Source organism: Coleofasciculaceae cyanobacterium (genome assembly GCA_036703275.1).
GTDB lineage: Bacteria > Cyanobacteriota > Cyanobacteriia > Cyanobacteriales > Xenococcaceae > Waterburya.
This window is the reverse complement of sequence record DATNPK010000011.1, coordinates 93,826-120,815: the sequence shown is the minus strand read 5'-3', so window position 1 is coordinate 120,815 and position 26,990 is coordinate 93,826. Positions and strand designations below refer to the sequence as shown.

Annotated in this window: 23 protein-coding genes; 11 read left to right on the top strand and 12 right to left on the bottom strand. The window is 42.2% G+C overall.

Annotated elements, in window-relative coordinates; genetic code table 11:
* Positions 1-5: 5 nt before the first annotated feature.
* Together V6C71_01600 and V6C71_01595 are read right to left on the bottom strand one after the other, a co-directional pair.
* Positions 6-3,260: an efflux RND transporter permease subunit gene (locus V6C71_01600; protein ID HEY9767185.1), complete on the bottom strand. Its 3,255-nt coding sequence runs from the start codon at positions 3,258-3,260 to the stop codon at positions 6-8.
* Positions 3,261-3,347: 87 nt separating this feature from the next.
* Positions 3,348-4,682, bottom strand: coding sequence for an efflux RND transporter periplasmic adaptor subunit (locus V6C71_01595; GenBank protein HEY9767184.1), 1,335 nt, complete (start codon positions 4,680-4,682; stop codon positions 3,348-3,350).
* A gap of 180 nt (positions 4,683-4,862) precedes the next feature.
* On the opposite strand from V6C71_01595, the gene V6C71_01590 reads away from it, so the two are divergent.
* Both V6C71_01590 and V6C71_01585 read left to right on the top strand, forming a co-directional pair.
* Positions 4,863-5,393: a helix-turn-helix transcriptional regulator gene (locus tag V6C71_01590; protein ID HEY9767183.1), complete on the top strand. Its 531-nt coding sequence runs from the start codon at positions 4,863-4,865 to the stop codon at positions 5,391-5,393.
* 182 nt (positions 5,394-5,575) lie between these two features.
* Entirely contained in the window at positions 5,576-6,271 is a 696-nt protein-coding gene (locus V6C71_01585; protein HEY9767182.1) for a DUF2996 domain-containing protein, read from the top strand.
* 63 nt (positions 6,272-6,334) lie between these two features.
* Here V6C71_01585 and V6C71_01580 read toward each other — a convergent pair whose 3' ends face one another.
* Positions 6,335-6,724, bottom strand: coding sequence for a hypothetical protein (locus V6C71_01580; GenBank protein HEY9767181.1), 390 nt, complete (start codon positions 6,722-6,724; stop codon positions 6,335-6,337).
* Positions 6,725-6,929: 205 nt separating this feature from the next.
* Between V6C71_01580 and rppA the strand changes: the two genes are divergently transcribed.
* Together rppA and V6C71_01570 are read left to right on the top strand one after the other, a co-directional pair.
* Complete coding sequence (gene rppA / locus V6C71_01575) at positions 6,930-7,610, top strand: two-component system response regulator RppA (GenBank protein ID HEY9767180.1); 681 nt, start codon at positions 6,930-6,932, stop codon at positions 7,608-7,610.
* A gap of 16 nt (positions 7,611-7,626) precedes the next feature.
* Positions 7,627-8,874: an ATP-binding protein gene (locus tag V6C71_01570; GenBank protein ID HEY9767179.1), complete on the top strand. Its 1,248-nt coding sequence runs from the start codon at positions 7,627-7,629 to the stop codon at positions 8,872-8,874.
* Positions 8,875-9,148: 274 nt separating this feature from the next.
* Here the strand turns inward: V6C71_01570 and V6C71_01565 are convergent, their stop codons facing one another.
* The 7 genes from V6C71_01565 to V6C71_01535 form a co-directional block, all read right to left on the bottom strand.
* Positions 9,149-9,826, bottom strand: coding sequence for an HAD family hydrolase (locus V6C71_01565; GenBank protein HEY9767178.1), 678 nt, complete (start codon positions 9,824-9,826; stop codon positions 9,149-9,151).
* Positions 9,827-9,937: 111 nt separating this feature from the next.
* Complete coding sequence (locus V6C71_01560) at positions 9,938-10,840, bottom strand: metallophosphoesterase (GenBank protein ID HEY9767177.1); 903 nt, start codon at positions 10,838-10,840, stop codon at positions 9,938-9,940.
* Between the two features lie 53 nt (positions 10,841-10,893).
* Entirely contained in the window at positions 10,894-11,586 is a 693-nt protein-coding gene (locus V6C71_01555) for a hypothetical protein (protein HEY9767176.1), read from the bottom strand.
* Positions 11,587-11,773: 187 nt separating this feature from the next.
* Complete coding sequence (locus V6C71_01550) at positions 11,774-11,857, bottom strand: hypothetical protein (protein ID HEY9767175.1); 84 nt, start codon at positions 11,855-11,857, stop codon at positions 11,774-11,776.
* A 76-nt stretch (positions 11,858-11,933) separates the two neighbouring features.
* Positions 11,934-13,019, bottom strand: coding sequence for a magnesium transporter (gene mgtE / locus V6C71_01545; GenBank protein ID HEY9767174.1), 1,086 nt, complete (start codon positions 13,017-13,019; stop codon positions 11,934-11,936).
* 201 nt (positions 13,020-13,220) lie between these two features.
* Positions 13,221-13,943 (bottom strand): class I SAM-dependent methyltransferase, encoded by a 723-nt coding sequence (locus tag V6C71_01540; GenBank protein ID HEY9767173.1) that lies wholly within the window; start codon positions 13,941-13,943, stop codon positions 13,221-13,223.
* Positions 13,944-14,050: 107 nt separating this feature from the next.
* Positions 14,051-14,581, bottom strand: coding sequence for a pentapeptide repeat-containing protein (locus tag V6C71_01535; GenBank protein ID HEY9767172.1), 531 nt, complete (start codon positions 14,579-14,581; stop codon positions 14,051-14,053).
* Positions 14,582-14,888: 307 nt separating this feature from the next.
* Between V6C71_01535 and V6C71_01530 the strand changes: the two genes are divergently transcribed.
* A complete protein-coding gene (locus tag V6C71_01530) occupies positions 14,889-16,106 on the top strand; it encodes a PQQ-dependent sugar dehydrogenase (protein HEY9767171.1) in 1,218 nt (405 codons plus the stop codon).
* A 55-nt stretch (positions 16,107-16,161) separates the two neighbouring features.
* Here the strand turns inward: V6C71_01530 and V6C71_01525 are convergent, their stop codons facing one another.
* Together V6C71_01525 and V6C71_01520 are read right to left on the bottom strand one after the other, a co-directional pair.
* Positions 16,162-19,359, bottom strand: coding sequence for an efflux RND transporter permease subunit (locus V6C71_01525; protein HEY9767170.1), 3,198 nt, complete (start codon positions 19,357-19,359; stop codon positions 16,162-16,164).
* 67 nt (positions 19,360-19,426) lie between these two features.
* Positions 19,427-20,866, bottom strand: a complete 1,440-nt coding sequence (locus V6C71_01520) for an efflux RND transporter periplasmic adaptor subunit (GenBank protein HEY9767169.1) — start codon at positions 20,864-20,866, stop codon at positions 19,427-19,429.
* Positions 20,867-21,093: 227 nt separating this feature from the next.
* Here V6C71_01520 and V6C71_01515 point away from each other — a divergent pair, with 227 nt between their 5' ends.
* The 6 genes from V6C71_01515 (at position 21,094) to V6C71_01490 (ending at position 26,970) form a co-directional block, all read left to right on the top strand.
* Complete coding sequence (locus tag V6C71_01515; protein ID HEY9767168.1) at positions 21,094-21,600, top strand: MarR family transcriptional regulator; 507 nt, start codon at positions 21,094-21,096, stop codon at positions 21,598-21,600.
* Positions 21,601-22,025: 425 nt separating this feature from the next.
* Entirely contained in the window at positions 22,026-22,292 is a 267-nt protein-coding gene (locus tag V6C71_01510) for a hypothetical protein (GenBank protein ID HEY9767167.1), read from the top strand.
* Positions 22,293-22,322: 30 nt separating this feature from the next.
* Positions 22,323-23,330, top strand: coding sequence for an MBL fold metallo-hydrolase (locus V6C71_01505; protein ID HEY9767166.1), 1,008 nt, complete (start codon positions 22,323-22,325; stop codon positions 23,328-23,330).
* 128 nt (positions 23,331-23,458) lie between these two features.
* Positions 23,459-24,049: a DUF1003 domain-containing protein gene (locus V6C71_01500; protein ID HEY9767165.1), complete on the top strand. Its 591-nt coding sequence runs from the start codon at positions 23,459-23,461 to the stop codon at positions 24,047-24,049.
* Positions 24,050-24,197: 148 nt separating this feature from the next.
* On the top strand, positions 24,198-25,280 hold the full coding sequence (locus tag V6C71_01495) for a TIGR00341 family protein (GenBank protein HEY9767164.1): 1,083 nt from the start codon (positions 24,198-24,200) through the stop codon (positions 25,278-25,280).
* 214 nt (positions 25,281-25,494) lie between these two features.
* Entirely contained in the window at positions 25,495-26,970 is a 1,476-nt protein-coding gene (locus V6C71_01490) for an alpha-amylase (protein ID HEY9767163.1), read from the top strand.
* The last annotated feature ends 20 nt before the right edge of the window (positions 26,971-26,990 follow it).

Sequence of the window (26,990 nt, the reverse complement as noted above, 5' to 3'; positions counted from 1 at the left end):
TTAATTTATTTAGGAGTAAGGGTTTGTGTAGTTTTCTGCTGGTTAGATAGCGATCGCTTTTTACCTGAAATTCTGCCCACCAAATTATGTAGCAATATATAGAAACAAGGAATAATAAACAAAGTTAGCAGCGTTGCCAATGCTAATCCTGAAAAGACAACGATACCTAAAGGTTGCAGAAACTCGCCCCCCTGTCCTAACCCTAATGCCAAAGGAAACATCCCGACTACAGTAGTAATGGTGGTCATTAAAATAGGACGCAATCTTTGTGGTGCAGCTTGTAAAATCGCCGTGGTGCGATCGCATTGTTCTCGCTCTCTAATTTGATTGGCTAACTCTACCAAAATAATCGCGTTGTTAACTACAATACCCACTAGTAAAACTGCTCCCACAATCACAGTTATACCGATCGCCGTTTGGGTAATAAATAGTCCCCAAATACCTCCCGCCAATGCCAGGGGCAGAGTAAACATAATTACCAGCGGATCGATTAGAGAATTGTACTGTACAGCCATCACGACAAAAACTAAAAATGCAGCTAGTCCGCCCAAAACAGCGAAAGAAGATTGAATTTCTTGATTGCTTTGCGCCGCAGCACTTGGGAGGCGACTGACCCCTTCTGGCAAGTCAATCTCTTGAAAAATTTGCTCCAATTCAGTCAAGGCTGCTCCTAAATCAGCATCTTCATTGAGGCTACCTGAAATTAAAAATACCTGACGTTGGTTAATGCGCTGAATTTCTCCAGGGGCTTGTCCTTGTTCAATGCGGGTAACATCTCCCAAACGAATCAGGCGATCGCTATCATCGATAAATAAGGGAATTTGCTCTAGTTGATCGGGACGACTAATTGCATCTTCCTCCAGCTCAACTCTGACATCTACCAGGCGGTTTCCCCGCTGTAGTTGGGTAGGTACTGAACCAGTAATCGCCGTTTCTAAAGTATTGCCAATATCTTGAATATTTAAGTTAAGATCCGCAGCGCGTTCGCGGTTTAGCCGAATTTGAATTTCAGGTTGACTAGGATCGGCATCGGGACGAAAGCTAGATAAGGTGGCTCGTTGTTCTAAAGTATCTAATACTTGCTGTCCTGCTTGTTCTAGTACCTGAGAATTCTCTCCCTGAAGGATTACATCAACATCTGCACCGCGCACTGGAGAGTTGTTTAAAATTAAACCTCGTACTTCACCAGGAGCAAGCCGCAGACGAATATCAACTAAGTTGAGCCGATCTAATTCTGCTTCTACCCGCGAGATATAAGCCTCAACATCGGTATCTGGCTGAAGAGTGATCGTACTAGAACCCCGTAGGGGGTTTTCGCTGGTGTTGCTACCAAACAAAAAGCCACCAGATGTAGTAAAGACATACTCAGTTTCTGGCTGTGCTAGTAAAATCTCATCCACTTTTGCCATGACTTGGCGGTTTGTTTCTAGAGGAGTTCCTGGGGGAAATTGGGCGCGCAATTGCGCTTGCCCTGTATCGATTCGAGGCAAAATCTCTTGGGGAACTTGACCGACAACTAGAATAGTACTGCCACCCAGCAGTAAAAAAGTCAGCCCAACTACAAGTAATCGCCGTCGCAAAACCTGTTTGAGCATAATTCCGTAGCGTCTAGTAGCAGCTTCAAATTGACGATTGAATGCTTGGAGTAGCCAAAAACGCCCAATGGAACTAGATTTTCGGATCGCCAGTAAACGCGAGGTTAGCATTGGCACAACTGTTATGGCTACTAGAATTGAGGCTGCCACCGCAAAGCTAACGGTGAGAACTAATTCATTAAACAGCAGAGAAATAAAGCCACCGATCAGCAAAAAAGGTAGAACGGCAACTAAATTGGTACTGGTAGAAGCAACCAAAGCCGATTCAACCTCTTGACTGCTATACATGGTTTGCTCGATCAGCTGCTGAGAATTAAGTCGCGTCTTGGCATCTTTTCCTGGTGTCATGCCCGCACCTTCAGCAATATTTTCTAGCATGACAATGGAGTTATCGACGACAATTCCTACTCCTACTGCCAATCCGCCCAAGCTAAATACATTGAGAGACAGACCAAATAGCTTCATTAAAATAATTGCTGTTAATGCTGCTAAAGGAATTGCCGACACGACAATTGCGGTTTGTCGCAGCGAACCGAGGAACAGCAAAACGGCGATCGCAGCTAGTCCCGCGCCAATTAAACCAGAATTGGTAACATTGCTAATGGCATTTTGAATAAAGATCGATTCGTCCAAAGTTGCAACCAATTCCAGATCTTCAGGAATTATCCCTGCTTGTTGCAACTCTTTAACTCGCTGTTTGATTCCCTCGACGACTTCAATCGTATTAGCTTCAGGCTGCTTTTGAATGCTGACTTTCACCGCAGGTTGTTCGTTGAGAAACACAAAAACTCGCTGGTTGGCTTGACCATCGATAACCTCGGCAAAATCTCGCAGATATACGCGACGTAGAGGAACTGAATTATTTTCCGTTTCTGCTGTTGCCGAATTCTCTACATTCTCTACTTCAAAAGAAAGATTGAGAATTGACTCTGCATCCTCAAAGCGACCAACGGCACGGGTCAAAGGTTCGTTAAGTTCGCCTAAAATTCGCCCGCCAGAAATATCCTGATTAGTTTCTTCTAACTCAGTGAGAACATCATCTAAGGCTACACCCAAGGCTTGAAGACGGCTGAGATCGATTAAAACCCTTACTTCTTCTTCTACACCCCCCGAAACATCAACTACGGCTACACCTTCAACAACTCCCAGTTCCCGCGCCAGTTCTTCATCGGCAAACACGCGCAACTGCAAAGGATCTAAAGATTGAGATGTCAGTGCTAGTTCGTAAATGGGTAACTGAGACGGATCGACTTTAAATAACCTTGGTTCTTCAACTGTGTCTAGTAGGTTAGATCGCGCGCGATTAAATGCAGCAGTAGCATCATTTAAAGCGAGATCGATGTTTCCTCCTGGTTGAAAGTAAAGGTCGACACTTACTTGTCCCTCGCGAGTTTGAGAAAAAACCTGTACCACCCCTTCAGTGGCAGCCAGTCCTTCTTCTAGTGGTCGAGTCACTTCATCTACTGCGACTTCGGGGGAAATGCCAGGTACGTTGACTCGCAAACCAATGCGTGGGTAGGAAATAGAAGGAAGCAAGTCTACCTGGATGTTAAACAGAAAAAATACTCCGATAACAATTACCGCTAGGGTTAGCATTAGAGTGCCGATGTGCTGGCGAATGGCAACAATGCTGATACTAAAGTTGGCGGGGGGGGAAGTTTTCATCTTGGAGGGGCGAACGGCCGTTCGCCCGTACAGAAGGTCAGAGGTTAGTAGTGGGCAAGGCAATGCCTTGTAGAGAGGTCAGAAGTTTTACGATTCAGATTGTGATGATTCGGAGATAAAGCTGGGACGAACGCGATCGCCGTTTTGTAAATTGTCACTACTACGCACGACAAATTTTTCTCCTGGTTTTAGTCCAGAGAGAATTTCGACTCGAGAGTTAGCGCGCTCGCCGAGTTTCACCTCGCGGGCGGTAACTGTAGCTTGTTCTCCTTCTTGTTTTAAGATAAACATGGTTGCCGTATCTAACTCTGACGCGGAATTATTTTTTGCCTCCTCTGAGGTTATTTGAACTGCTGTTTCTGGAACGACAATGTTGCGATCGCTCTGTTGCTCAAAATTGACCCGCGCTAGTAATCCTCTACCAATACGGCGATCGCGGTTAGCAATAGTCACCTCGACGGGGATTAAACGGGCTGTGGAATCGGCAGCCAAAGAAATTTGCGTCACTTCTCCTGTAAACGTTTGCTCTGGCAAGGCATCTAACCGTACCTGTGCCGTCTGTCCTGCCTGAATCCCTGCTAGTTCTAGTTCGGAAATTTGCACCTGTACCTGAATCTGGCTAAAATCTCCTAACTGCAATACTTCGTCACCTGGTTGGGCTAAGTCTCCTGGTTCTAAAACTCTTTCTAATACCGAACCCGTCACGGGGGAAGTTAAGACGGTAAATGACTGTCTTTGTTGCTCCTGGGCAACTATTGCCTGCTGTGCTGCCACGCGACGTTGGGCAGCTACTACGGCAGAAGAGCGATTGTCTACTTGCTGTTGAACAGATCTTAAAGTTTGTTCTGCCGTCCCCACCGCAGTTTCGTCTAATTCTGCCTCTTGTTCGGAAATTGCACCCTGCTGAAAAAGTTGGTTTGTCCTGGCTGCATTAGACTGCGCCTGTTGTAGTTCTAGCTGTGCCTGTTCGACTTGGGCGCGGGCATCATTGACATCTGCTTCTAAACTGGCTACCTCCGATTGAAGTGCTGCCACCTCTGCTTCTGCCTCCGCCACCGTAGCTGCTGAGATGGAATCGTCGATCCGTGCTAATACTTGACCTTGCTCTACTCGATCGCCTACGTCTACCGTCACATCCAGCAGTTGTCCTTCAATGCGCGATCGCAAAGAAACTTCCCGCACTGGAAAAGTCGTACCAACATACTCAGTATTTTTCTCAAGTGAGCCTTGGCTAGCTACTGCTGTATTAACAGTTGGGGATTGCTGTTGCTGCTGAGGACTAGAATTGCTTTGGGCATCTCCTGGAGGCAATAAACCGCAACTTGCTGTAAAGAGCAATCCTGGTAAAAAGATCGTCCAGTATATCAACGAGGCTGGATTTGCCCACCGTTGAGTATTGGTAGCGGAAAATCTGAGTGACATAAATTTTACGAAACTGAAGTAAGCAAGGGCGATTCAACAAGTCGATTAGAGATGCTTTCTGACCGAAAGCCTCTCTCGACTTCAATTTCGCGAGTATTGAATCAAACTATATCAAACTGATATATTCGCTTATTATATCAATATAATATTAAGAATTGTTGGTATTGACGGTAACAAAAAATGTTGGAATTAGCTGCCCTCGGTCTATTACTCAAAAAACCTTTACACGGATATCTTTTAAAACAACAGTTAGAAAGGTTTATGAGTGGCTGCATCAGCGTCAACTATGGTGCTATTTATCCCTTGCTGAAGCGACTGGAAAAACAGGGATACATTAAAACCTTTCCAGAATTGGCAGATGGTGGCTCAAATCGTAAAGTCTATCAAGTTACCCAATTAGGACGCGATCGCTGGCAAAAAAAAATGTTGGCGCATCCTCATGAAAGCTGGGTTAACAGTCGTTCTCGTTTTATTATAAAATTCTTTTTCTTTAGTCAACTAGAACCACTAGAGCGAATCAAACTTATGCAGTCTCGCTTGATGACTTGTCAATTACGCCTAGAAAATCGCGAATCGCAACTTGTCGATCGAGATGCCGAAGATCCCTATCAAGCGATCGCTCTGCAACGTCACCAAGCAAATCTCCGCTTTGAAATTGACTGGTTAAAAGAACAAATTTGGCGGGAGCAACAAAATACAGCATCAACTTAAGATTCAATTACCACTCGATAGTTGGGTCATTTCTAGCTTTCCAGACATCCTCTAGGGCGATCGCCGTATTTCGATTTAATCAGGCTTGAGAAAGATTTCAGCATTAACTTTTTTTTTTAGACTAAAAAAAGTTAATGCTTTAGCTTATTCGGCTTGAAATTGCTAATAAAGTATCTAGATTTATGGCTAATAAAACGACTGAGGCAGAATCGAATCAAGACAAAACAGAGCAACAAGTCACCGAACAGAATACTACTGAAAAAGAGCCTTCTATAACCGAAGAAAATATCAGCGTAGCTCAAAGCGCACCTGATGTTGTTGTCGATAGCTTGCACAGTACGACTGTTGATAAATCGGCTGAAATGGCCACATCATATTCTCCAGATCCGACAACAGCCGCTTCCAAACCAGAGCAAGCCGATAAAGCAGAGGCAAAAAAAACCAAAACTTCAGCCAAAGCAGTAAAAGACAAAAAGGAAAAACCAGCTAAAGAGAAAAAGCCGGCTCTGGAAAATAAACCTTTTGCCGAATTTATCCAGCAAGACTATTTACCAAGTTTAAAAAAATATCTGGAAGAACGAGGTATTCAAGACTTAAAGTTAACCTTTGAAAATCAAAAAATTCCTATTTTAGGTTACGAGCCAGAAGATACTTGTTGGCAGGTAATAGGACGTTGGCAGAACGATAGACGGCAATTTACCGTGTATTTTAGCCAAGAAGATCTTAAAAGTCCTAAAGCTTTTTCCTGTGCCGACTCTGGCTCTAATCCTAGCACTCTCGAACCTTTTCTAATTGATGAACGCAAAGTGACACTTCCTTTGCTGCTACTCGGCGTTTATCAACGACTAAATGCTGAAAAATGGCTGGGAAGGAATTAAGCAAAACTGGTAGCTATACCATTTGACGTGTGTATTCTACTTAAGCGAAAAGCGCAGCAATAATTAATCTTCGAGCTGATAACGTGCCAATCTTTGAACATTTGCTTTGGATAAACCTAATTCTTTGGCGATCTTCTTCTCTACCTGCTCAAATTCAGTGATGGGAAACTCAAACTCTAATTTTTTTAGTTCCGAATCATTGGTTTTAACTTTTACCTGAGTCATTCCCCTATTTCGATCTATTAAAACTTGAATTACCTCCACTTTAAAAGAAAGCTCAATCTGGGTAAGTTGATCGGCTTTTAGTTCGGTAACAACATCATAAGGGCGACTTAAAACTCGATCGGCAATAAGCTCGCCACCAAGCCAAAAAGCCAAAGCTAATATAGGCAGAAGCAGCCAAAAATCTAAATTGAGATTAGATGCTCGTTGTAACCAGCGCGATGATGACATAGGTTTGGGTAGTGGAAATTGATATTAATCAGGTTAATAAATAAATTAAAGTCAAACGTCGCTTTGTTTTCTCTATCATCAGAGTGAATCTAGTTAATCCAAAATCCAACTCTAGTCGGATGTATAGCGATCGCTAAATCTATATTGTGTTTATTTAAGAGCTTGAACTATCGGCCATAGATAGTGATTTAACCGCAGCAACGATATGAAAATTCTCTTGGTAGAAGACGATCTCGAACAGTTGGAACCGATGCAGGCAGTTCTATCAGAATTTGGTTATTTGGTGGATGGTATTGAAGATGGAGAAACCGCACAGTGGTTAATGTCTCACAAAGATTATGACTTATTAATTTTAGATTGGATGCTGCCCAAAGTTAGCGGTTTAGATCTCTGTCGTCAATATCGAAATGCAGGAAAAACTGCACCAGTATTGATATTGACTGCCAAAGATACGATAAGCGATAAAGTTATGGGTTTAGATGCGGGTGCTGACGATTATTTAGTTAAGCCTGCCAACGTTATCGAACTGCTCGCAAGAGTCAGAGCCTTGTCAAGGCGATCGCCCTTATGGCAAGGGGATACCCTGGTGGTTGGGGATCTAAAGCTACAGATGAATACCTTGAGCCTAGAACGAAATACAGCCACGGTAAAACTATCAGCCCGTGAATTTCAGTTGTTAGAGTATTTTTTACGACACCCCCATCAAGTTTTAACTCGCAATCAAATCGAAGAATATCTGTGGGAATGGGGCGAAGAACCAGAAAGTAATGCTGTTACCGCAGCCGTGCGACGACTCAGACAGCGTTTGAAATCAGTTGAAGCAGCAGACTGGATTGAAACAGTGTATGGTATGGGTTATCGTCTCAATCCTCCCCAACTGCAATAATATCCATTGTCGCTTGATGTTTTATCGTAGCCGTCGTAATTTGGCTCGTTGGTTTACCTTCTCAATGAGCAGCATTTTAATAATTTTTGCCGGGGTACTTTACTATGTAGAAGCAGTAGACGAGCTAGAACAACTCGATCGCTTGCTCTATCGTAAGACAAGAGTGATGGCAACCAACGTCAAATACAATGTAAAATCTGACGCTGCCAATCTGGAAAATGTGCCGTTGCTCGGAAGTAATACGCGCTTGCTCGACACCGAACTAGTATATGCCCGTTGGTACAGTTCTCAAAAGCAACTAGGACAATTTTTTGGTAGCCCTGGCACGGAACGGTTAATGCTTGATTCTGGTTTAGAAACTATTAAAGGCGATAAACCCTGGATTCGACAAATTACGCTACCCGTTTATCAAAAACAAGAACTTATCGGCTATCTTCAAGTTGGCACTCCTTTAACCGTTACTCAGAATAACCTGACTGAGTTACGCTTAGTTTTAACTATAGCCGTACCAGTTTCTTTGGGCATAATCAGCGTAACTGGTTGGGTATTGGCGGGAATTGCCATGCAGCCGATTCGACAGGCATATAGCCAGCTTCAGCGTTTTACTGCCGATGCTTCTCACGAATTACGCGCACCCCTGGCAGCAATTTTGACTAACGCTCAAGTAGGATTGATTACCCCAGTTAAAGATGGTTCGCAGCAGCTGTTTCGCTTGGAAAAAATCACCCATCTGGTAGAGTCAATCAGCACTTTAGTTAGTAATTTACTATTTTTAGCTCGTCACGAAGAACAATTTAATCCCGAGTCTTTAGCAAAGCTCGATTTAACTAATTTACTGCAACAAATTGCTGATGATTATCAGACTTTAGCTCAAGAACAAAACTTGAATTTCACCTGTGATCTACCTTCTCAAGCAATTCAAATATCAGCCGAACCGACTCTATTGACTCAAGCAATAATTAACTTACTGACTAACGCCTGTAAATATACGCCGAGTGGGGGCAAAGTAAAGTTGCGTCTGTGGGAAAAATCGCGTCAAGCGGTAATCGAAATCGAAGATAGCGGAATTGGCATTCCCAAAGCAGATTTGCCTCACATTTTTGAGCGATTTTATCGAGTGGATAACGATCGCTGTCGTACTACAGGTGGCTTTGGTTTGGGGCTGGCGATCGTCAAACAGATAGTTGAAGCTCATGGCGGTAAAATTACCGTCTCATCACAGGTGGAACGAGGAACTACTTTTACTATCAAACTACCTTTGTAAGTTTGGCTTCAAGTCTGGCCTACTCTAGTACCACGTCTAGGCTAGAATGCTGGGCTGTTTCCCCAAGACGAGCGACCCCCTAAAGGATAAGCTACGCAAATGCTAAAGCATACCGCTTCGCATATCATGCACGAGCATATCGCCGAAAGGTGTTTATCCTCATTGCGGTAAGGACAAGCACCCACCGCATTGGGTGCAAGGGCAGGAATGCGGCTATCGAGTGAATGCGCGAGAAGGGGGTTAGGGACTCAAACTAATTTTCAATACCAACTAATTAATCTGGATGCGCTACTAGGGGCGAATCATCGTAATGTTCTAATAAATCGGCTGGATCATTGTAAATCGCGATCGCATCTTTTAATTGCTCATCGCTAAAGCCTCCACAACGAAAAGCAATTGTGGCAACTCCTACTTTTTTCGCTGCTTCAATATCATAAGGTGTGTCACCAATCATGACTACGCGCTCGGCTGGCATTCCCAGCTTCTCTAATGCCACCTGCATCAAGTCTGGTTCTGGTTTGGAAGCTTCAGTATCGCTAGAAGTAGTTGCTTCGTCTTGACTGAGCAAATCGTCAACTTGCGCCACCTTAAGTAATACTGACAGTTCTTCACTAGTTGCCGAACTAGCAATTAACAACCGTAAACCTTGCTGTTGCATTTTAATGGTTAAATCTCGCGAACCCTTAGCAGGAGCTAAATTAGCGGCAAATTTGTCAATAATTAATTCTTTACGACGATCGGCTATTTCTTTACCTTCTCCTTCTTGGTCAGAACATCCTGGCAAAAATTTAGGAATGATGCGATCGCCACCCATGCCAATTAAAGGACGAACTCGATCGAATTCTAACTCATGACCAAACGCAGCAAATGCTTCTACCCATGCTTGAGCATGAGCATCGTTACTTAATACTAGCGTTCCGTCCATATCTAACATTACACCTGAAAAAGTCATACTTAAATTTTTCCTCTCAACGCTTTCATGCTATCTGCTGCAAAATTTAATAACCTCAGTCGCAATGAATATTTCTCGGAGAATATTGAAAATTGATCGATTGATTATCAATTATCCATCTTGCTGAAGAGTAAAAAAGGTTAATTCTGGAGGACAAAATAAACGTATCGGTGCGATGCTCATGCCGATGCCAGGGTTGACATAAAGCTGATTACTAGGTTCGCCAAAACCTTTTGCCCAACCGTCGGCATAGACTTTATCTTTTTGGGTAAATCTTAGCCATGACCATTGTGGTGCGCCTGGTATACGCACTTGCCCTCCATGAGTATGCCCCGCTACTGATAATGGTGCCGTATTGGCAGGAAATTGCTCGAAGGTATCGGGATTATGCATCATCACAATTCGAGAACTGCTGTCTGGTACATCGCTCAAAGCTTGCTGTACGTTATCTCTACCTGCCCATAGCGAACCAACTCCTACCAGATATAAAGGCTCGTTACTCTCTAAAAGTGGCAATTGCACTGCTTCGTTTTCTAATACCTGTATACCAGCAGATTCTAAAGCCGTTTCCACACGATTAGCTAATTCGACATTAGGCCGTGCGGATCTTTTATCCATGCCATAATCATGATTGCCCAACACTGCATAAGTAGGAATACCTGCTTCGACCAAAGGACGAACTAAATCTACTGCTGTAGCAATTTCTGATTCGGGATTATCCCCTGGATGATAGATGAAGTCGCCACTAATTAATGCCACCGTAGGCTTGGCTTCAACTAATTTAGCCACGCTACGACGAACGGTAGTGCGATTGTCACCCCATAATCCAATTTGAAAATCTGAGATTTGACCAATTTGTTTGCCCTGCCAAGAGGTAGGAAGATTGGAGATTGCTGCCGTTTCTGTTTCTGTATTGAGTACGCGCGGTTCAATAAAACTCCAGGTTGCTAATAAAGCGATCGCGCTAAATAATCCTAAAACAGTATATTTAAGTTTTTGAGAAATATTTTTCATAGTTATAAGCGATCGCAAATTTATTGTTAAACTACTTGGCTCAAAATTATTTACTAAAAATTATAGCCAACTCCTAACAGCAGTCCCACATCAGTATCATCAATAAAACTCACATTAACTCCAGCATTAGCGGTAAATTCAGAAGAGAGGGGAATATCTAAACCGCCAGAAATAAGTGCGCCAACCGTATCATCTCTACCTGTAGAAATTGCTAATCCGCCTCCTAAATAAGGAGCGATGCTAAACTCAGCATTTGGTACTTCATCTCCAGAAAAATCAAATGTTACGGGTAAAAGAAATACCGCATCGTCTTCAATCAAAGCCGAAGGACGAGCAGATAAGTAATTGGTTAGTCCTATTTTACTAATAACTGCAAAAGATCCATTTCCAACGGTCGTATCTCCACTAAGACCAATATTACCACCTATTCCAATATAACTAGAGCCAGAACGAGTTGTTGTTCCTGGTTCTACCTCAAAATTACCCTGGGTTATTTCTAGAGTTTGAGAGTTGTTCGATCTAATGTTGAGATCGGAAGCGGAAGTGGATTGTTGAAAATCAGCGGAATTGCTTGTTCCTTCAACAGCAATACTGTCAGGAAGAGATTGTTTTATTGTATCTTGCTCGTTATTAAACTTATCAGGCTTTACAGTAGTTTCTGCTTGTACTATTTGTCCGCCTAAAATAAGAGTAAAAGTTGTAATACCGAGCATCGAAATTATTTTTTGAGTTAAAGTTAATTTCATAATTTACCTATTTCTAGAAAACGATAACGTTAAATTTCCAATTGGTTTGCTATTTGTATATTTTTAATTTAAAGATAAAATATGACTAAAAAATGACTGAATTAATCTCAATCGTTTTTGGGAATTTAATAATTTTTTAACTTGAGACAGAGGCTGACCAACACAATCAATTAACTAGCAAGTTTTCTTACTGTAAAATTAGTCGAGCAACGGCAAGATAAATAAAGACACCCACAACGTCAACGACAGACTTAATAAAGAGAGCAGACATTAAAGCTGGATCTAAATTCAGCCAGCCAAATAAGAAAGAGCAGAACCAAAACTGAAGCTAAGATAGCGATCGCCAGTTAACTAATACCGACAGAGACTGCCACGCCTAAGTTTCCCTGAAGAAAGTAAGCCCACACCGTCACCGCTATTGCTAAAATCGCTCCCAGTAATATTCCAGTAATCGTTTCTTTGCGGATTATTCTGATTGCTTCATTGATGCGCACTTCATCTGTATTCAAGCCGCGAATGACAACTGTTGAAGATTGCGCCCCAACATTTCCCCCTGCATCTATCAATAAAGGAATAAAGGCAGCTAAAGCCACAAATTGCTCTAGAATATCTTCCTGATTTTGAATTACAGCACTGGTGGCTGTATTGGCAACGAGGAGAACAAACAACCAGACAACTCGTTTACGAGCAACCGTCAATAAATTAGTTTGAAAATAATTATCGCCCTTAGATTCAACTCCACCAAGAGTATAAATATCCTCGGTTGCTTCTTGTTCTAAAATATCCATGACATCATCAATAGTCACAATGCCTACCAAACGACGCTCTCGATCTACCACTGGTAAGGCTACAAAATCGTAGTGCTGGATAATTCGCGCCACTTCTTCTCGATCAGTGCCTGTCTCTACATACATCACATTACGAGTCATTATTTCGTCAATATTTTGCTCTGGCTGAGCAGTTAATAAATCCCGCAAAGAAGCAATTCCTGTAAGGTGACGAGAAGCATCGATAATATACAAATAGTAAATAGTTTCAGTAGTACTAGCTAAACTACGAAGTCGCTCTAAAATTTGGGCAACGGTTAGATTTTCTCGGAGTGAAACATACTCTGGAGTCATGATTCTCCCCGCCGTTTCTGGTTGATAACCCAATAGCAGAGAACTAGCTTCTCGTTCTGGCGACATCCGATCAATGATATCAAGAACGTCTTGATGCTTGAATTGTTTTAATAGCGATCGCTGTGAGTTTGGTTGAAGATGTTCGTAAACACTAATTGCCTCTTTAGGAAGTAAGCGGAAAGCAATCAATTGCATTGGGTTTGGCAATTCTTCAATAGCATCAGCAATATCAGGAGGCTGTACGGGTATCAGTAATGCTTTAGCACCCTGAAAATTTTCTTGTTCTAGTAGTATTTGTAGCTGAGAGCGCACTAACTCTCTTATTTCTTGGTGAGAAGAGGCGTAGTGAGATACAGCAGAATCTTGAGGTTAAGTCATAAATCCACCATGCGTTAGTTTTATAACACGTAAACAAATAGCTACTGTGTCAAACTATTGCCAATTGAGAATATTACTCTCTGGCATAATTACCGTTTAGGTTAAGTTTTTGGTTAATGAAGAAAGATATATTTATTATTTTGATTTAATGAAAGAAGATATATCCATCATTTTGATTTTGAAAATTTTCCAAGGATTGAATTGGCTTTTAAGCTCTAAGTGATTATATTTGCCTGTTAAATCTATAAAGGAAAATGATTCAACTTCGTTTTTTTCAATTAAAAACTGTGAATAAGGTAAGGCGTATATCGTAGCGCCTACAGCTTCAGCAAAATACACGGCAAAGGGAAAAACTAAAGTAGGCTCATAATTTGGGGTGTGTTGCCAAATTGAGCTACTAAAGTCATCTCCTCCTATCCATCCCCCAACCCGAATTTTGTCAAACAAGCGGATTAAATCAATCGTAATTCCTTTTAAGGTATGGTCACCATCAATATAGGCCAAGTCAAGCGCCCTACTGGGTATTTTTTCAACTACCTCGGCTGTTTTGCCACGTAATATGACTGTTTTATCGGCTGCAAAACTAGTTTTTTCGGTTGCTTCTAAGAAAAATTGCTCAAAAGTATTGTTATTCTTATTTGCGGGTTTATTCCAATTCTTTAAGTGTCGCCAGGGGTCAATCATATAATATTTTTCTATTGAATCACACCATTGAAGCAGTTGATAGGCAAAATCTCCTTTATAAACCCCTACTTCCGCCATGCTTTTGACCTTAGAGGATTTGACCAGACTAATCCACAGATCGAGTCTAGAATCGGATGTTTCTACACATTGTTTGACGATTTTTAGGGTATTCATAGTTTCAGATATTATACTAAGCTTTCTTTTTTAGCCCGAACTCGCGTTAACAAGTAAATAGACAATGGTAAGGCACATTGGCTCAAACAAATTGCTACTGGGTAAAACTATTCCAAATTACGAATAATACCATCTGGCATAATGGTTTCGTCAAATTCTGCTTCGGCTAAGTTAGCGTCGTCAATGTTTGCTTCTCGCAAATTAGTTTTGGTTAAATTTACTTGCGTCAAATCTACTCCTTCAAGGCTTGCTGCTTGTAAATTAGCTTCACTCAGGTCAGTATTATTAAGAATGGCATTATCTAAGTCTGCATCTTGTAGATTAGCACCACTTAAATTTGCTCCTGTTAAATTGGCGTTTTCTAGATCAGCGTCGCTCAGTATAGCATTGCTTAAATCAGCCTCTGTTAGAATGGCATCTTCTAAATCTGCTTCTACCAAATTTTGACCGCTTAGATCGCATCTGGAACATTCTTTCGTAGACAGTAAACGGTTTACTTCGGATACAGTTGGAGTCGTAGAAGGCGGTGGAGGAGTTGTTGCTGGCTGTTGAGCTTGCTCGAATTCTGTGCAGCTAAGAGAAATTAGTGACATTAGAGCGATCGCTCCATAGGTTATCGGTTGTTTTAAAAAACTCATATTTTCAATAGATTTTCAATTCCTGTTGAATTTATACTCAGCCTGAAATTTAAAGATGACCAAAAAGTGACGACTTTTTTGCACAATATTTTTTGCACAATAACAATATCTAGTGAACGTTACTCCGCCTACTGCGGTCAAAAGATTTACTAGCTAAATCAATTTTTTTCTGTCATTTTTCTGTCACGTTTGATTTTTATGATCGCTATTTAAAAGTTTTTATTGAAAAATTAAATATTCAACCAGACCTTAGCTGATTATTTTCTCGCCAAAATCACCAGACAATTTTAATGATTTAGAGATAAACATGAAGTTTACTAATATTTTTCCTAACAAAACGCTACTCCTAACGACAATCTTGGTAGGGCTTACCTCCTGCACCTTTACTCCTGCCGAACAAGCAACTTCCAAGGCTCAGGAAACGACGGCACAACAACCAACCAGCCAAAGCGATCGCGAATGTACTTTAGTTGAAGAGGGTTTTGGTGCCACAGGAACGGTAAACATACAGGTGGAAGAGGTAGTAACGGGTTTGGAAGTACCTTGGGGAATTGCTTTTTTACCCGATGGAGATATGCTGGTAACCGAAAGAGCGGGACGAATTAGGCTAGTACGAGACGGCGAACTTCAATCCTCGCCAATAGCTACCATTGGCGTTACAGACAGTGGTGAGGGGGGTTTACTGGGCATTGCAGCCCATCCAGATTTTGCCGATAATCGGCTTTTTTATGTCTATTACACTGTTAATAACAACGGTGCGGAGGTCAACCGCGTCGAGCGATGGCAACTATCCCAAGATGAGCTTAGCGCAACTCCAAAGGGAATAATTATTGATGATATTCCCGTGGCAGTTTATCACAATGGCGGTCGTCTGCGCTTTGGTCCTGATGGAATGCTTTATATTGGTACGGGGGATGCGAGAAATCCAGAAACTGCTCAGAATATCGATAGCCTGGCGGGAAAAATTTTGCGCTTGACACCAGATGGACAAGTACCACAAGATAATCCTTTTCCCGATAATCCAGCCTTCATTATCGGCATTCGCAACACTCAAGGATTTGATTGGCTCAATGAATCTACTTTAGTAGTTACCGACCACGGCCCTAGCGGAGAATTGGGCAGAAGGGGTGAAGATAAGGTTCTGGTTGCCCAGGCAGGGGATAACCTGGGTTGGCCCACAACTGAAAACTGTCAGGCAGAGAAAGATGCGGTAACTCCTTCTCTGGTTTGGCGTGAAGCAGTACCGCCAGGGGGTGCAGCTATTTATACTGGTGATGCTATTCCCGAGTGGCAAGGTAGTTTGATCATTGCTACTCTCGGTTCTCAACATTTACACCGCGTTGTTTTCGATTCTCAGTCGGTCGGCTCGATTCAGTCACATGAAGTATATTTACAAGATGAATTAGGTAGGCTGAGAGAAGCGATCGCATCTCCTGAGGGAGAACTATATATTACAACCAGTAACTGCGACGGTCGAGGAAGCTGCCCGCCAGAGCAAGATAAGATTCTGCGAATAGTTCGCTAATCATGAGCAGCTTCGCCCCAGCTATTAGCTATTAGCTTCAATAAACGCCTATGCCCTATTGCCTTGAATTATTTGCTTCTATAGAACTAGTAAGAGCTACATCTCGTTTGCCGTTTTTGGTTTGTCGATCGGTAGGAGGAGAAGGTAGATGTTTAGCAACGCGATCGCTCACGCCAGAAATTACGATATACAGTACGGGAACGATCAGTAAGCTGAGGAAAGTAGCGACAAGCATCCCGCCAATTACTACAGTTCCCAAAGATTGACGGGAAGCAGCACCCGCCCCAGATGCGATCGCCAGAGGAAATAGACCGACGATGGTAGAGAATGCGGTCATCAGGATGGGACGCAAGCGTTGTTCGGAAGCTTCTACAGCAGCTTTGACAGTGGAATACCCCTGTTCTCGCAGTTGGTTGGCAAATTCGACAATTAGAATCGCATTTTTACTTGCCAAACCGATTAACATTACCAAACCGATCTGACCGTAAATATCATTTTCTAATCCTCTTAGAGATAGGGCTAGCAATGCTCCCAACACTGCTAGGGGTACTGCCATCATAATAATCAGCGGGTCGAAATAATTTTCGTATTGGGCAGCTAGTACCAGAAATACCATCACTAACCCCAGTCCAAAGATTATTGGTGCTTGACCGCTTGAACTAAGTTCTTCTAATGCCGTTCCCGACCAGGCATAATCATAGCCCGATGGTAAGACTTCTTCGGACAACTCGCCAATGGTAGAAATTGCTTCTCCAGAACTATAGCCTTCTGCTGCCGAACCCGAAATTTCAATCGCTCGGAATAAATTAAAATGGGGAATGGTAGAAGGTCCAGAGGTGGGAGTTAGGGTAACTAAATTAGCCAGAGAAATCATCTCATCATTGGCAGAGCGAACGTACAGTTGTCTGACATCATCTGGTCGAGCGCGAAACTGTTGGTCTGCTTGGACGTAAACTCGATAGTTGCGCTGTTGTAGGGTAAAGTCATTAACGTAGCTAGAACCTAGAGCAATGCCCAATGTAGAGAGAATATCATCAATATTTACCTGAAGTGCCTCCGCTGCGTCGCGATTGATACTTACCTCATAGCGAGGAGTATTAGCGGTAAAAGTAGTGTAGACCGAATTTAGCTCTGGTTGCCCATTTGCTTGCTGGATAAATTGATTCGATACATCAACGAGATTATTAATATCTCCTCCAGAGTTAAGTTCTTGCAGGTGGAGCGTAAATCCACCAAAAGAGCCGAGTCCGCGAATTGCTGGCGGGTTGTTAGGTAAGATTCTCGCTTCTGGGATTGCAGCAAACTGCTGTCTTAATCTGCCAATAATTGCCTGGGCTGACTGGTTAGCTTCTGTTCGTTCCGACCAAGGTTTGAGATTGGTAAACATCAAGCCACTATTAGCACCGCCACCCCCAAAACTGAAGCCACCAATGGTAAACACAGCCTCGACTTCTGGCAGTTCTAACATATCCGCTTCCGCTTTTTTTAACACCTGTCTGGTATAGTCGAGAGACACCCCAGGAGGTCCTTGAGCGATAGTAATAAAGTATCCTTGGTCTTCTTCAGGGAGAAATCCGCTAGGAACTTGGTTATAGAGGAAGATAGTCAATCCTAATAACAGGACAAATATACCGATCGCAATACTTTTGAGATGAGTTAATTTCTCTAACAAACCGCGATACTTGCGCCGTACCCAATCTAAAAAGCGGTTGAATCGAGTAAAAAACCAGTTTAGCCAACGGGGGGGCTGATTTTCTTTACGCAGCAACAGTGCCGAGACAGCAGGAGCGAGGGTAAGTGCTAGAAAAGTAGAAACGGCAATGGAAAATGCTAAAGTCAAAGCAAATTGACGGTAAATTGCTCCTGTCGCCCCTGGAAAGAATGCCACGGGAATAAATACCGCCATTAAGACTAAAGAAGTCGCAATGACTGCACCAGAAAGCTCTTCCATAGAAGCGATCGCAGCTTTGCCAGGACTCTCCCCCTCTTCAATCAGTCGGCTGATATTTTCCACGACAATAATGGCATCATCTACCACGATCCCCGTTGCTAGAGTTAATCCAAATAGCGTCAGGGTATTGAGAGAAAAACCAAACGCTTTGACAAAAATAAACGTGCCGATTAAAGAGGTGGGAATGGTTAAAACGGGAATAATTGTGGTGCGCCAATCTTGCAAAAAGATAAAAATAATTAAGATTACCAGCAATATCGCTTGCACTAAGGTGAAAACTACCTCCGAAAGAGATTCATTCACAAAAGCAGTCGAATCAAAAGCAATCTGATATTTAATTCCTGGAGGAAAACTTTCCGCTAAACGAGCTAATTCCTCTTTAATCGCACTGGCGACTTCTAAAGCATTACTGCCTGGAAGCTGAGAAATCCCCAAACCAATCCCTTCCTGTCCGTTAAATCTTAAGAAGGTACTATAGTCTTGCGCCCCCAACTCGACTCGACCGATATCTTTGACCTTAATCAGCGCGTCATCTTCTTCCGAACTAACGACAATATTTTCAAACTCTTCTACGTTAGTTAAGCGAGTATTGGCTTCTAGCTCGATTTGATAGAGCAAGTCATCAGAAGAGGGCTGTTGTCCCAATCCACCAACTGCTGCCTGGACATTCTGTTCGTTAATGGCATCCACCACATCTTGAGGGGTTAGATTGCGACTTGCCAGTAAATTAGGGTTCAACCACAACCGCATCGCGTAACGACGTTCGCCAAAAATTTGGACGTTCCCCACCCCGTTGACTCGTTGTAGTGCCTCTGCCATGGAAATATCGGCGTAGTTACTCAGAAACAGAGGACTATAGCGATCGCCTTCTGCATAAATTCCGATCGCCATCAAAAAGCCCGCACTTTCTCGCTGTACCGTTACCCCAGTGCGCTGAACTGTTTCGGGTAGCCGTCCCTCGGCGATTGAAACCCGATTTTGTACGTCAACCGCTGCTAAGTCAGCATCTCTAGAGGGATCGAAGGTAATATTAATACTGCTGCTACCGCTACTGCTGGTTGAGGAAATATAGCGCGATGCCTCGACCCCGTTAATTTCTCGTTCCAGTACATTTGTTACCGTATTTTCGACTACGTTGGCACTAGCCCCAATATAGTTAGCCGAAACCGTAACCTGGGGAGGAGCGATCTCAGGATACTGGGCGATCGGCAGTGTAGGAATACTCACCGCACCTAACAATAGGATTAGTAAAGCGCAAACACTAGTTAAGATAGGTCGCTTGATAAAGAAGGATGAGAACATAATTTAGAAGGCGGAGGGGGCGGAGGGGCAAAAGTCAAAAGTCAGAAGTTAATTTACTTATTAGTTACTATTTACTGCCTTGTTGAATCTGAAGCTGGTCTTCGGCTTGGGGTTGAATCGGCGCACCATTAGAAAGATTAAGAATTCCCGATACGACGACGCGATCGCCTGGCTGAAGTCCTTCTAAAACTGGATAGCTGTTATTTTGAATTTCTCCTAATTCTACGGGAACTTGTCGGGCAACTAATTCAGGCTGGTTCTGAGTTTGTCCTTGAGTTTGACCTTGAGATCTTGCTTCTGTATTCTCTGGTTTTTGAGCTACATAAACAAAAGCCTGTCCTCCAATGCGGTTAACGGCAGTTGTAGGCACTAAAACTCCCTGTCTCTCAGACCAAATCACCCGTGCGCGTACATCCTGACTATCGCGCAACTGACCGTCGGGATTGGAAAATTGAGCCTGGGTTAATATTGTTTGGCTATTGGCATTTACCTGAGGTGATACAAAAGTAATACTTCCCCTGCCCAGAGAATTTCCTTGCGTATCTTCGAGTTCGACTGGTAAACCAGTACGGAGATCGGCGCGACGCTGTACTGGAATTGCCAATTCTAATTCTAAAGGGTCGTTTTGGGTCACGCTGGTCAATGGATTGCCAGGAGCAACATATTCTCCTAGTTTGACGATAATATTGCCTACCTCGCCAGCAAACGGGGCAGCTATATTGGTGTCTTGCAGTTGGTCTTCAGAAACTTCCACATTAGCCTCGGCTTCTGCTACTGCTGCCTCAGCTTGGTTAAGATTGGCACGGGCTGCTTCAATTTGGTCATCAAAGGAATTGAGTTGAGCCACAGCGCCAAGGCGATCGCGTTGGACTAAATCTAGTTCTTCTTGCGATAATGCCCCTTCTTCAACCAAAAATTGACGACGTTGATACTGCTCGTTTTGTAGTTCTACTTCTGCCGCTGCTGCCGCTCGCTCGGACTGTGCCGATTGTAGTTGTGCTTGGGCGTTAGCTCTTGCAGCCTGGGCGGAATTGAGGGCTGCTTGCAAGCCACTTAACTCTGCCGTTTGACGATTGGGTCTAAGCTGTACTAAAGGCTGTCCAGCCTGCACCTCATCCCCTTCTGAGACATAAATGTTGCTGACCCTGCCTTCAATCTCTGGGCTAATCGTTACCGACTGGCGAGATGTCAAACTACCAATAAATTGAGAGGTTTCCTGTATGGGAGAGGATTGTAGTGTTTTTAAGCCTACAGGTGCAGCTTGAACTTGAGTCGCTTGAGGAGACTCGTTATTGGCTTGGCTACTTTGCCACCATCGCCATCCTCCATATCCCAGTAATAATAACAGAATCAATCCCAGCACTATCTGCCAGGGTTGCTTGGGCTTGGGAGGAGTAGAAGTTTTACCATTTTGAACAGGATAATCGTGCTTTGTTTGTTCTTTAGTAACTTTAGGCTGAAGTGTCTCTTCAGATTTTGGCGAATAGCGGGAGGAGTTTGACTGCATTGGTTGAATCGATTTTTGACTGGAAAGTTCAAGAATAGGCTCAACAAACAAGGTTGGCTAAGTAAGAGTTAAATAAGCAACAATCTAATTGTTTGGACACCTAACTATTTTATGATTGTAGTCAATAAAAGTATTGCCTGAGCTATCAGAAGTAAAAATCAACCTATAGTTAGATTTGGGAATATATAAGCAACACAAAGTGTTCAATTTAGTTAAATTTGAAAGTTATGATAAAAAGCAATTCTTCTTCGTTACCCTCGGCTAAAACCGCAGCAGATACTGCACAACAATGCGCTAGCAAAATCTTGCAAGTTATCCCTGAGATAACTCACTTTTTGCGCGATGAAGTGCGACAGTATGGCGAACCTCGATTATCTTTATCTCAACTGCGAATTTTGTATTTTTTGAACCATTATCCAAAATCTTCTTTATCTAAAGTTGCTAAACATTTAGATGTAACGCGATCGACTATGTCTGAAGCGATCGAACGCTTAGTACAGCAAGGTTTGGTTCTGCGAGTCAACGATCCTCAAGAACGCAGGAGCATACTATTATCTCTGACCTCAGCAGGTGGTAAATATCAGCAACAGGTGTATCAAGCTCTCTTGGCTTCCATTGAGCAAAAGCTTAATTCACTGTCTGACCAGCAGAATAGTCAGATAATCGCAGGTTTGCTCTTGCTAGAGACTATATTTTCTGAGGGAAATAATGACGATCGCCCTCAAAGATCGTGACTTGATTCTCAATCAGAGCGATCGCTCTTTAAATCAGCAACACCTTGAAAAAATCTTAATAAACTACTTAAATTACTACACTATTCGAGCTAAAAATAATACTTTTTTTAGCTGGTTTTTGACAAAAATATCAATAATATGCTGGTTTATTGGCAAAATAGCGATCTTTTATTATCTATATACTAAAAATTTTTGCAATCGATAGACTATTGCCGCACGACTATCAACCCCCAGTTTGATAAAAATACGTCGTAAATGAGTCGATACCGTCCACTCGCTAATTTTTAATTTACGGGCTATTTGTTTGTTTGATTTACCATGAGCTACAAGATCGACAATTTGTACGGGGAGGCAGTTTAGGTACTTATATCGTCATATTAGCGATCCTTATTGGCATTTAAAAACGAGCAGGGCGACGAAAATTAATGATGCGCCAAGAAGTACTGCCTCAAATGTCAGCGATCGCTTTGGGAAAACTCATGTTAGCTATCCCCGCAACCCAGTTAGTTTTAGCGAGCGCACTTTGGCAGACTATGTTAACCCGACAAGTAGAATGGCGCGGTATTACCTATCAAATCAAAGGTCTTTGGGATATCAAACTTCTTGAATACTTTCCCTATCAGTATCTCAATCAAACCAACCCGAAACCATCTTTGGACGTTGCTAAATTTACGTCAATACTTATGATTTGATATGAGACGATTAAAACATACTCTACAATATTGATTGAACAAATCTTCTCGATTATCATGCAAAAATGCTTTTCAGGGGTAATTACCTTGGCGATCGCTTTTTTAACCGCTTCGGCTAGTCATGCTTCTGAAGTAAAAATTACTCCACTAGGTAGTCATGATGGCGAATTTTGCAGCCGCGATCGCGCATTGATCTTTGAAGATCCCAATGGAACGCGCCTCCTCTACGACGCTGGGCAAACCGTTGCTGGTGGAGAAGATGAACGTCTTGGCAACATCGATGTGGTTTTACTAAGTCATGTTCATGGAGATCATTTAGGCGATCGCCGTATCTCGACAGTAAATATGGGTAAATGCGATCGACCAGAAACTAACGTAAATACTACCCCTAACTCTAATACCGTCGATATTGCCGTAACTAAAAAAGCGCAAATCGTCGTCGGTAGTGAAATTAATAGTTTTTTAGCCAACAAGATTGAAACTTCAGGCGGCGATCCTGAGTCGGTGCAGCTTGTCCGCTTTGGTGGTTCTAGCAATGTAGCTGGGGTAAAAATCACCACCGTACCCGCAGTTCACTCGAATGGATTGAGTGGTGAGTTTATTGAAGGCGAGTTGGGGGAACATCTCAAAGCTGCTGGTCTTACTGCCTATGTCGGTCCGCCAACAGGCTATATACTTACATTTAGCAATGGGTTGGTAGTATATTTATCAGGTGATACTGGAGTTACCGCCGAACAAAAAACCGTGGTGCGCGATCAATATAATGCTCAATTAGCAGTAATTAACATTGGCGATACTTTTACAACTGGTCCAGATGAAGCAGGGTATGTAGTCAATGAATTAATTCAACCTACTTCAGTAATCGCCTCTCATGCCAACGAAGCAGCTACCAAAGGCGGAATGGTTATTTTAGGCACGAAAACCGACCAATTTATTCAAACAGCCGATATGCCTGTATATCTTCCTTTAAGCGGAAAAACGATGGAGTTCAATGAAATAGGAGAATGCGTCGCTGGATGTCAAGACTTTGCAAAGTGATTGCTCAATTAAGCGAACGCCCGTTCGCCCCTACAATTAAAAATCATGCCTTGATTCACCAACGCCAAAAATCTTAAAAACAATAAGCAGATTAAAATTTAGATAATCTTTATTGCAATGTTGAGTATATGGTTTCGCTAGATAAATCATTTTCTATAGTTCCGTCTTCAGCCAAGTCTGTTTACATTAACGGTCAAAAATATCCCTTGTCAGAACAAGTAGTTAAAAACATTGAGGCAATCATTGGATTTCAGGCAAAACAAGCAGAAAAACTACCGCTACACGATCGCGCGATCGAAAAAATAGCTGCTTTTTTTGGTAAATCCAAGTTTTTATATCTGCAATTGTTGTTCTTTGTAGGCTGGATTATCTGCACTCATTTAGCACCGCAGCTATTACCCTTCGGATTACCACCCTTTGATGCGAGAGAAATGGGAATAGATGTTGCTGCCTTACTGATTGCCACTGGAGTATTAGTACAGCAAAGCCGTCAGGATAAACTTGCCGAACAGCGATCGCATTTAACTCTACAAATTAATCTGCTAACCGAACAAAAGATTGGCAAACTAATTGAACTAATTGAAGAATTACGGGCAGATCTTCCTGATATACGCGATCGTGATGATTTAGAGGCGCAGATGATGCAGCAGGCAATCGATCCCCAGGTTGTCCTCAATATCCTACAGGAAAATCTAGAAAAGAGCGAATCGCAATCATAACTTTATCTTTATAAATTGCTAAATCAGCGAATATATCTCCAGGATGATTGAAATATTGGTTGTTTAGCAAATGATGAGGTTAATTTTGATTAATGCTCGATCTAACTAACTATTTGTTCTTAAATTTATCGCTTTATGAATAATTTTTATGACAGTTCTGCTTACCTATAATCCTCGATACTTTGTCCGCGTTAAATATTTACTGCGCAAAATTAATCGTCAGCTTAATCTAAGAAAAATTTGGGAACAGGATAGTGGCAACTGGCACTGGCTAAAAGAAAAGCCAATACCCATTGCCAGTTTAAATCGCAGTATTTGGCGGTTGTCTGTCCCCTCCTTTAGCTTTCATTTCATGCTGGGTTTATCGACGATTATTGCCACTTTAGGATTGCTGGCTAATAGTGCTGCGGTAATTATCGGGGCGATGATTGTTGCCCCTTTAATGGGGCCAATTGTCGGGATGGCTTATTCTACAGCGATGGGTAATCGTAAGCTGTTACGTCGTTCTAGCTTTACGGTACTCAAAGGCATTCTGCTTACTATTGCAGTTTCCTGGATTGTCACCACAATTATTAATTTGCAAACTGTAGACACAGAAATTATGTCTCGGGTTAAGCCGACTTTAATTGATTTCGGTATTGCTATGGCAGCAGGGGCAGCAGGGGCTTTTGCTAATACTCGTCGCAGTATTTCTAGTGCTATGCCAGGAGTGGCGATCGCCGTTGCTTTAGTTCCTCCTCTTAGTGTAGTCGGTATTGGTCTAGCACAAGGTGAGAGAAGTATTGCCTTTGGTGCATTGCTATTATTTTTGACCAACTTAATTTGCATTGTCTTTTTTGGCAGCCTAGTATTTCTATTTCAATCTTATGGCAATCTTAATAGAGCCAAAAAAGGATTGGCATTATCTACGGCAATAATGTTCGTGTTGGGTATCCCCCTAACTCTTTCGATGCGGGAGTTGATTGTCAAAAAAAATGTCCGTCATCAAATTGAAAATTTTATTGTCGATCAAACTAATACCTTTGCCAATACAGATATCGGCTCAATTCAAGTTATACCTGCAAATGGCTACATCAGGGTAAATATAGAACTCACCGCACCCCTTGATTCAATTTCTCAACCACAAATCAATCAGGTTAAAGATGATCTTTCCCGACAGATTGGACAAGAGATTTATCTTGATGTGCAAGTTATTCCCATAAGACGTTTAACAGCTCCCAACAATTCCTAACAATTAATTGCCTTATACTTGTGAAATAGAACGGTATGTATAAAGTAATTAATATTAAATCTATCTTAAGTTTGATTTACATTATCATAATTTGCGTAGTATATTCGTATTGCTCGATTGAAAATTAAACAATATTAATATATTCGCTACCTTTTTTCGAGCCAAAAACTTTATCTACATATTAATATTTAGCTTTCAAGGTCAGGAGTGTAAAATGTCTGAGTTTAATGGGGTGATGATGCAGTACTTTCACTGGTACATTGAACCCAATGGCAATTTATGGAATGAATTGGCTTCCAAGGCAGCAGATTTAGCTAAAGTTGGTATTACTTCCCTTTGGCTACCTCCAGCTTATAAAGCTACGGACGGTGGTTGTGATGTTGGTTACGCCGTTTACGATATGTTTGACTTGGGAGAATTTGACCAAAAAGGTTCAGTTAGAACTAAATATGGTACCAAAGAAGAATATGTCCACGCACTCAAAATTGCCCATGAAGCGGGTCTACGCACCTATGCAGATGTAGTATTAAATCACAAACTTGGTGCAGATAAACAGGAGGAAGTCGAAGCTACTCCTTTTGACCCTGATAATCGCCATCAGGCTATAGGTGATCTCCAAAAAGTGAAAACCTGGACACACTTTACATTTCCTGGACGCGACGGAAAGTATTCTAGCCTAGAGTGGCACTGGTGGCACTTCGACGCTGTTGATTACAATGTTTATGATGGAGATGCTGATGCAATTTACTTATTCAAAGATAAACAATTTGACGAACAGGTAGATTTAGAAAAAGGTTCGTTTGCCTACTTAATGGGTTGCGATCTCGATATGGAACACCCAGAAGTAAGAAGTGAATTGAAATACTGGGGTGAATGGTATATCGACACCACTAATGTTGATGGTTTCCGCTTTGATGCCGTTAAGCACGTCAAGGCAGGATTCTTTCCTGAATGGTTAAATCACGTTAGAAAATATTCGGGTAAGCCTTTATTTGCCGTTGGGGAATATTGGTCTAATAATATAGAAGCCCTGCATCATTTTATTGATGTTACCGGTGGCGATGTGGCTTTGTTTGATGCGCCTTTACACTACAACTTTACCGAAGCTAGTAAAACAGGTAGCAACTTCGATATGCGCTCCATTTTTGACGGCACGTTAGTCAAAGATCAACCTGCTTTAGCTGTAACTTTAGTCGAAAACCATGATTCCCAGCCTTTACAGTCTTTAGAATCAGTAGTTGAAGCTTGGTTCAAACCTTTAGCCTATGCCTTAATCTTGTTAAGAAGAGACGGTTATCCTTGTGTTTTTTATGCCGATTATTATGGCGCACATTATAAAGATACTGGTAAAGATGGACAGGAATACGAAATTTTTATGGACTCACATCAGTGGCTGATTGATAAATTCCTACAGACACGCCAAGACTATGCCTACGGCGAGCAGTATGATTATTTTGACCATGCTAACTGTATTGGCTGGACAAGAATAGGTGATGAATTGCATCCAGGAGGAATAGCTGTAGTATTAAGTAATGGTGACGCTGGTACTAAATGGATGGAAGTGGGTCAACCCAACCAAATTTATATCGATTTAACTGAACATATTGATGAGCCGATTACTACCAATGAAGAAGGCTGGGCAAATTTTAGTTGTCAAGCAGGTTCGGTTTCTGTGTGGGTGCCAGGTTAGCTTTATAGATTGAAATTATA

What these genes read in the sequence shown, in the direction of transcription:
- V6C71_01600 (HEY9767185.1), bottom strand. Translation starts at nt 3,260, where the DNA reads ATGAAAACTTCCCCCCCCGCCAACTTTAGTATCAGCATTGTTGCCATT.
- V6C71_01595 (HEY9767184.1), bottom strand. Translation starts at nt 4,682, where the DNA reads ATGTCACTCAGATTTTCCGCTACCAATACTCAACGGTGGGCAAATCCA.
- V6C71_01590 (HEY9767183.1), top strand. Translation starts at nt 4,863, where the DNA reads ATGTTGGAATTAGCTGCCCTCGGTCTATTACTCAAAAAACCTTTACAC.
- V6C71_01585 (HEY9767182.1), top strand. Translation starts at nt 5,576, where the DNA reads ATGGCTAATAAAACGACTGAGGCAGAATCGAATCAAGACAAAACAGAG.
- V6C71_01580 (HEY9767181.1), bottom strand. Translation starts at nt 6,724, where the DNA reads ATGTCATCATCGCGCTGGTTACAACGAGCATCTAATCTCAATTTAGAT.
- rppA (HEY9767180.1), top strand. Translation starts at nt 6,930, where the DNA reads ATGAAAATTCTCTTGGTAGAAGACGATCTCGAACAGTTGGAACCGATG.
- V6C71_01570 (HEY9767179.1), top strand. Translation starts at nt 7,627, where the DNA reads ATGTTTTATCGTAGCCGTCGTAATTTGGCTCGTTGGTTTACCTTCTCA.
- V6C71_01565 (HEY9767178.1), bottom strand. Translation starts at nt 9,826, where the DNA reads ATGACTTTTTCAGGTGTAATGTTAGATATGGACGGAACGCTAGTATTA.
- V6C71_01560 (HEY9767177.1), bottom strand. Translation starts at nt 10,840, where the DNA reads ATGAAAAATATTTCTCAAAAACTTAAATATACTGTTTTAGGATTATTT.
- V6C71_01555 (HEY9767176.1), bottom strand. Translation starts at nt 11,586, where the DNA reads ATGAAATTAACTTTAACTCAAAAAATAATTTCGATGCTCGGTATTACA.
- V6C71_01550 (HEY9767175.1), bottom strand. Translation starts at nt 11,857, where the DNA reads ATGTCTGCTCTCTTTATTAAGTCTGTCGTTGACGTTGTGGGTGTCTTT.
- V6C71_01540 (HEY9767173.1), bottom strand. Translation starts at nt 13,943, where the DNA reads ATGAATACCCTAAAAATCGTCAAACAATGTGTAGAAACATCCGATTCT.
- V6C71_01535 (HEY9767172.1), bottom strand. Translation starts at nt 14,581, where the DNA reads ATGAGTTTTTTAAAACAACCGATAACCTATGGAGCGATCGCTCTAATG.
- V6C71_01530 (HEY9767171.1), top strand. Translation starts at nt 14,889, where the DNA reads ATGAAGTTTACTAATATTTTTCCTAACAAAACGCTACTCCTAACGACA.
- V6C71_01525 (HEY9767170.1), bottom strand. Translation starts at nt 19,359, where the DNA reads ATGTTCTCATCCTTCTTTATCAAGCGACCTATCTTAACTAGTGTTTGC.
- V6C71_01520 (HEY9767169.1), bottom strand. Translation starts at nt 20,866, where the DNA reads ATGCAGTCAAACTCCTCCCGCTATTCGCCAAAATCTGAAGAGACACTT.
- V6C71_01515 (HEY9767168.1), top strand. Translation starts at nt 21,094, where the DNA reads ATGATAAAAAGCAATTCTTCTTCGTTACCCTCGGCTAAAACCGCAGCA.
- V6C71_01510 (HEY9767167.1), top strand. Translation starts at nt 22,026, where the DNA reads ATGATGCGCCAAGAAGTACTGCCTCAAATGTCAGCGATCGCTTTGGGA.
- V6C71_01500 (HEY9767165.1), top strand. Translation starts at nt 23,459, where the DNA reads ATGGTTTCGCTAGATAAATCATTTTCTATAGTTCCGTCTTCAGCCAAG.
- V6C71_01495 (HEY9767164.1), top strand. Translation starts at nt 24,198, where the DNA reads ATGACAGTTCTGCTTACCTATAATCCTCGATACTTTGTCCGCGTTAAA.
- V6C71_01490 (HEY9767163.1), top strand. Translation starts at nt 25,495, where the DNA reads ATGTCTGAGTTTAATGGGGTGATGATGCAGTACTTTCACTGGTACATT.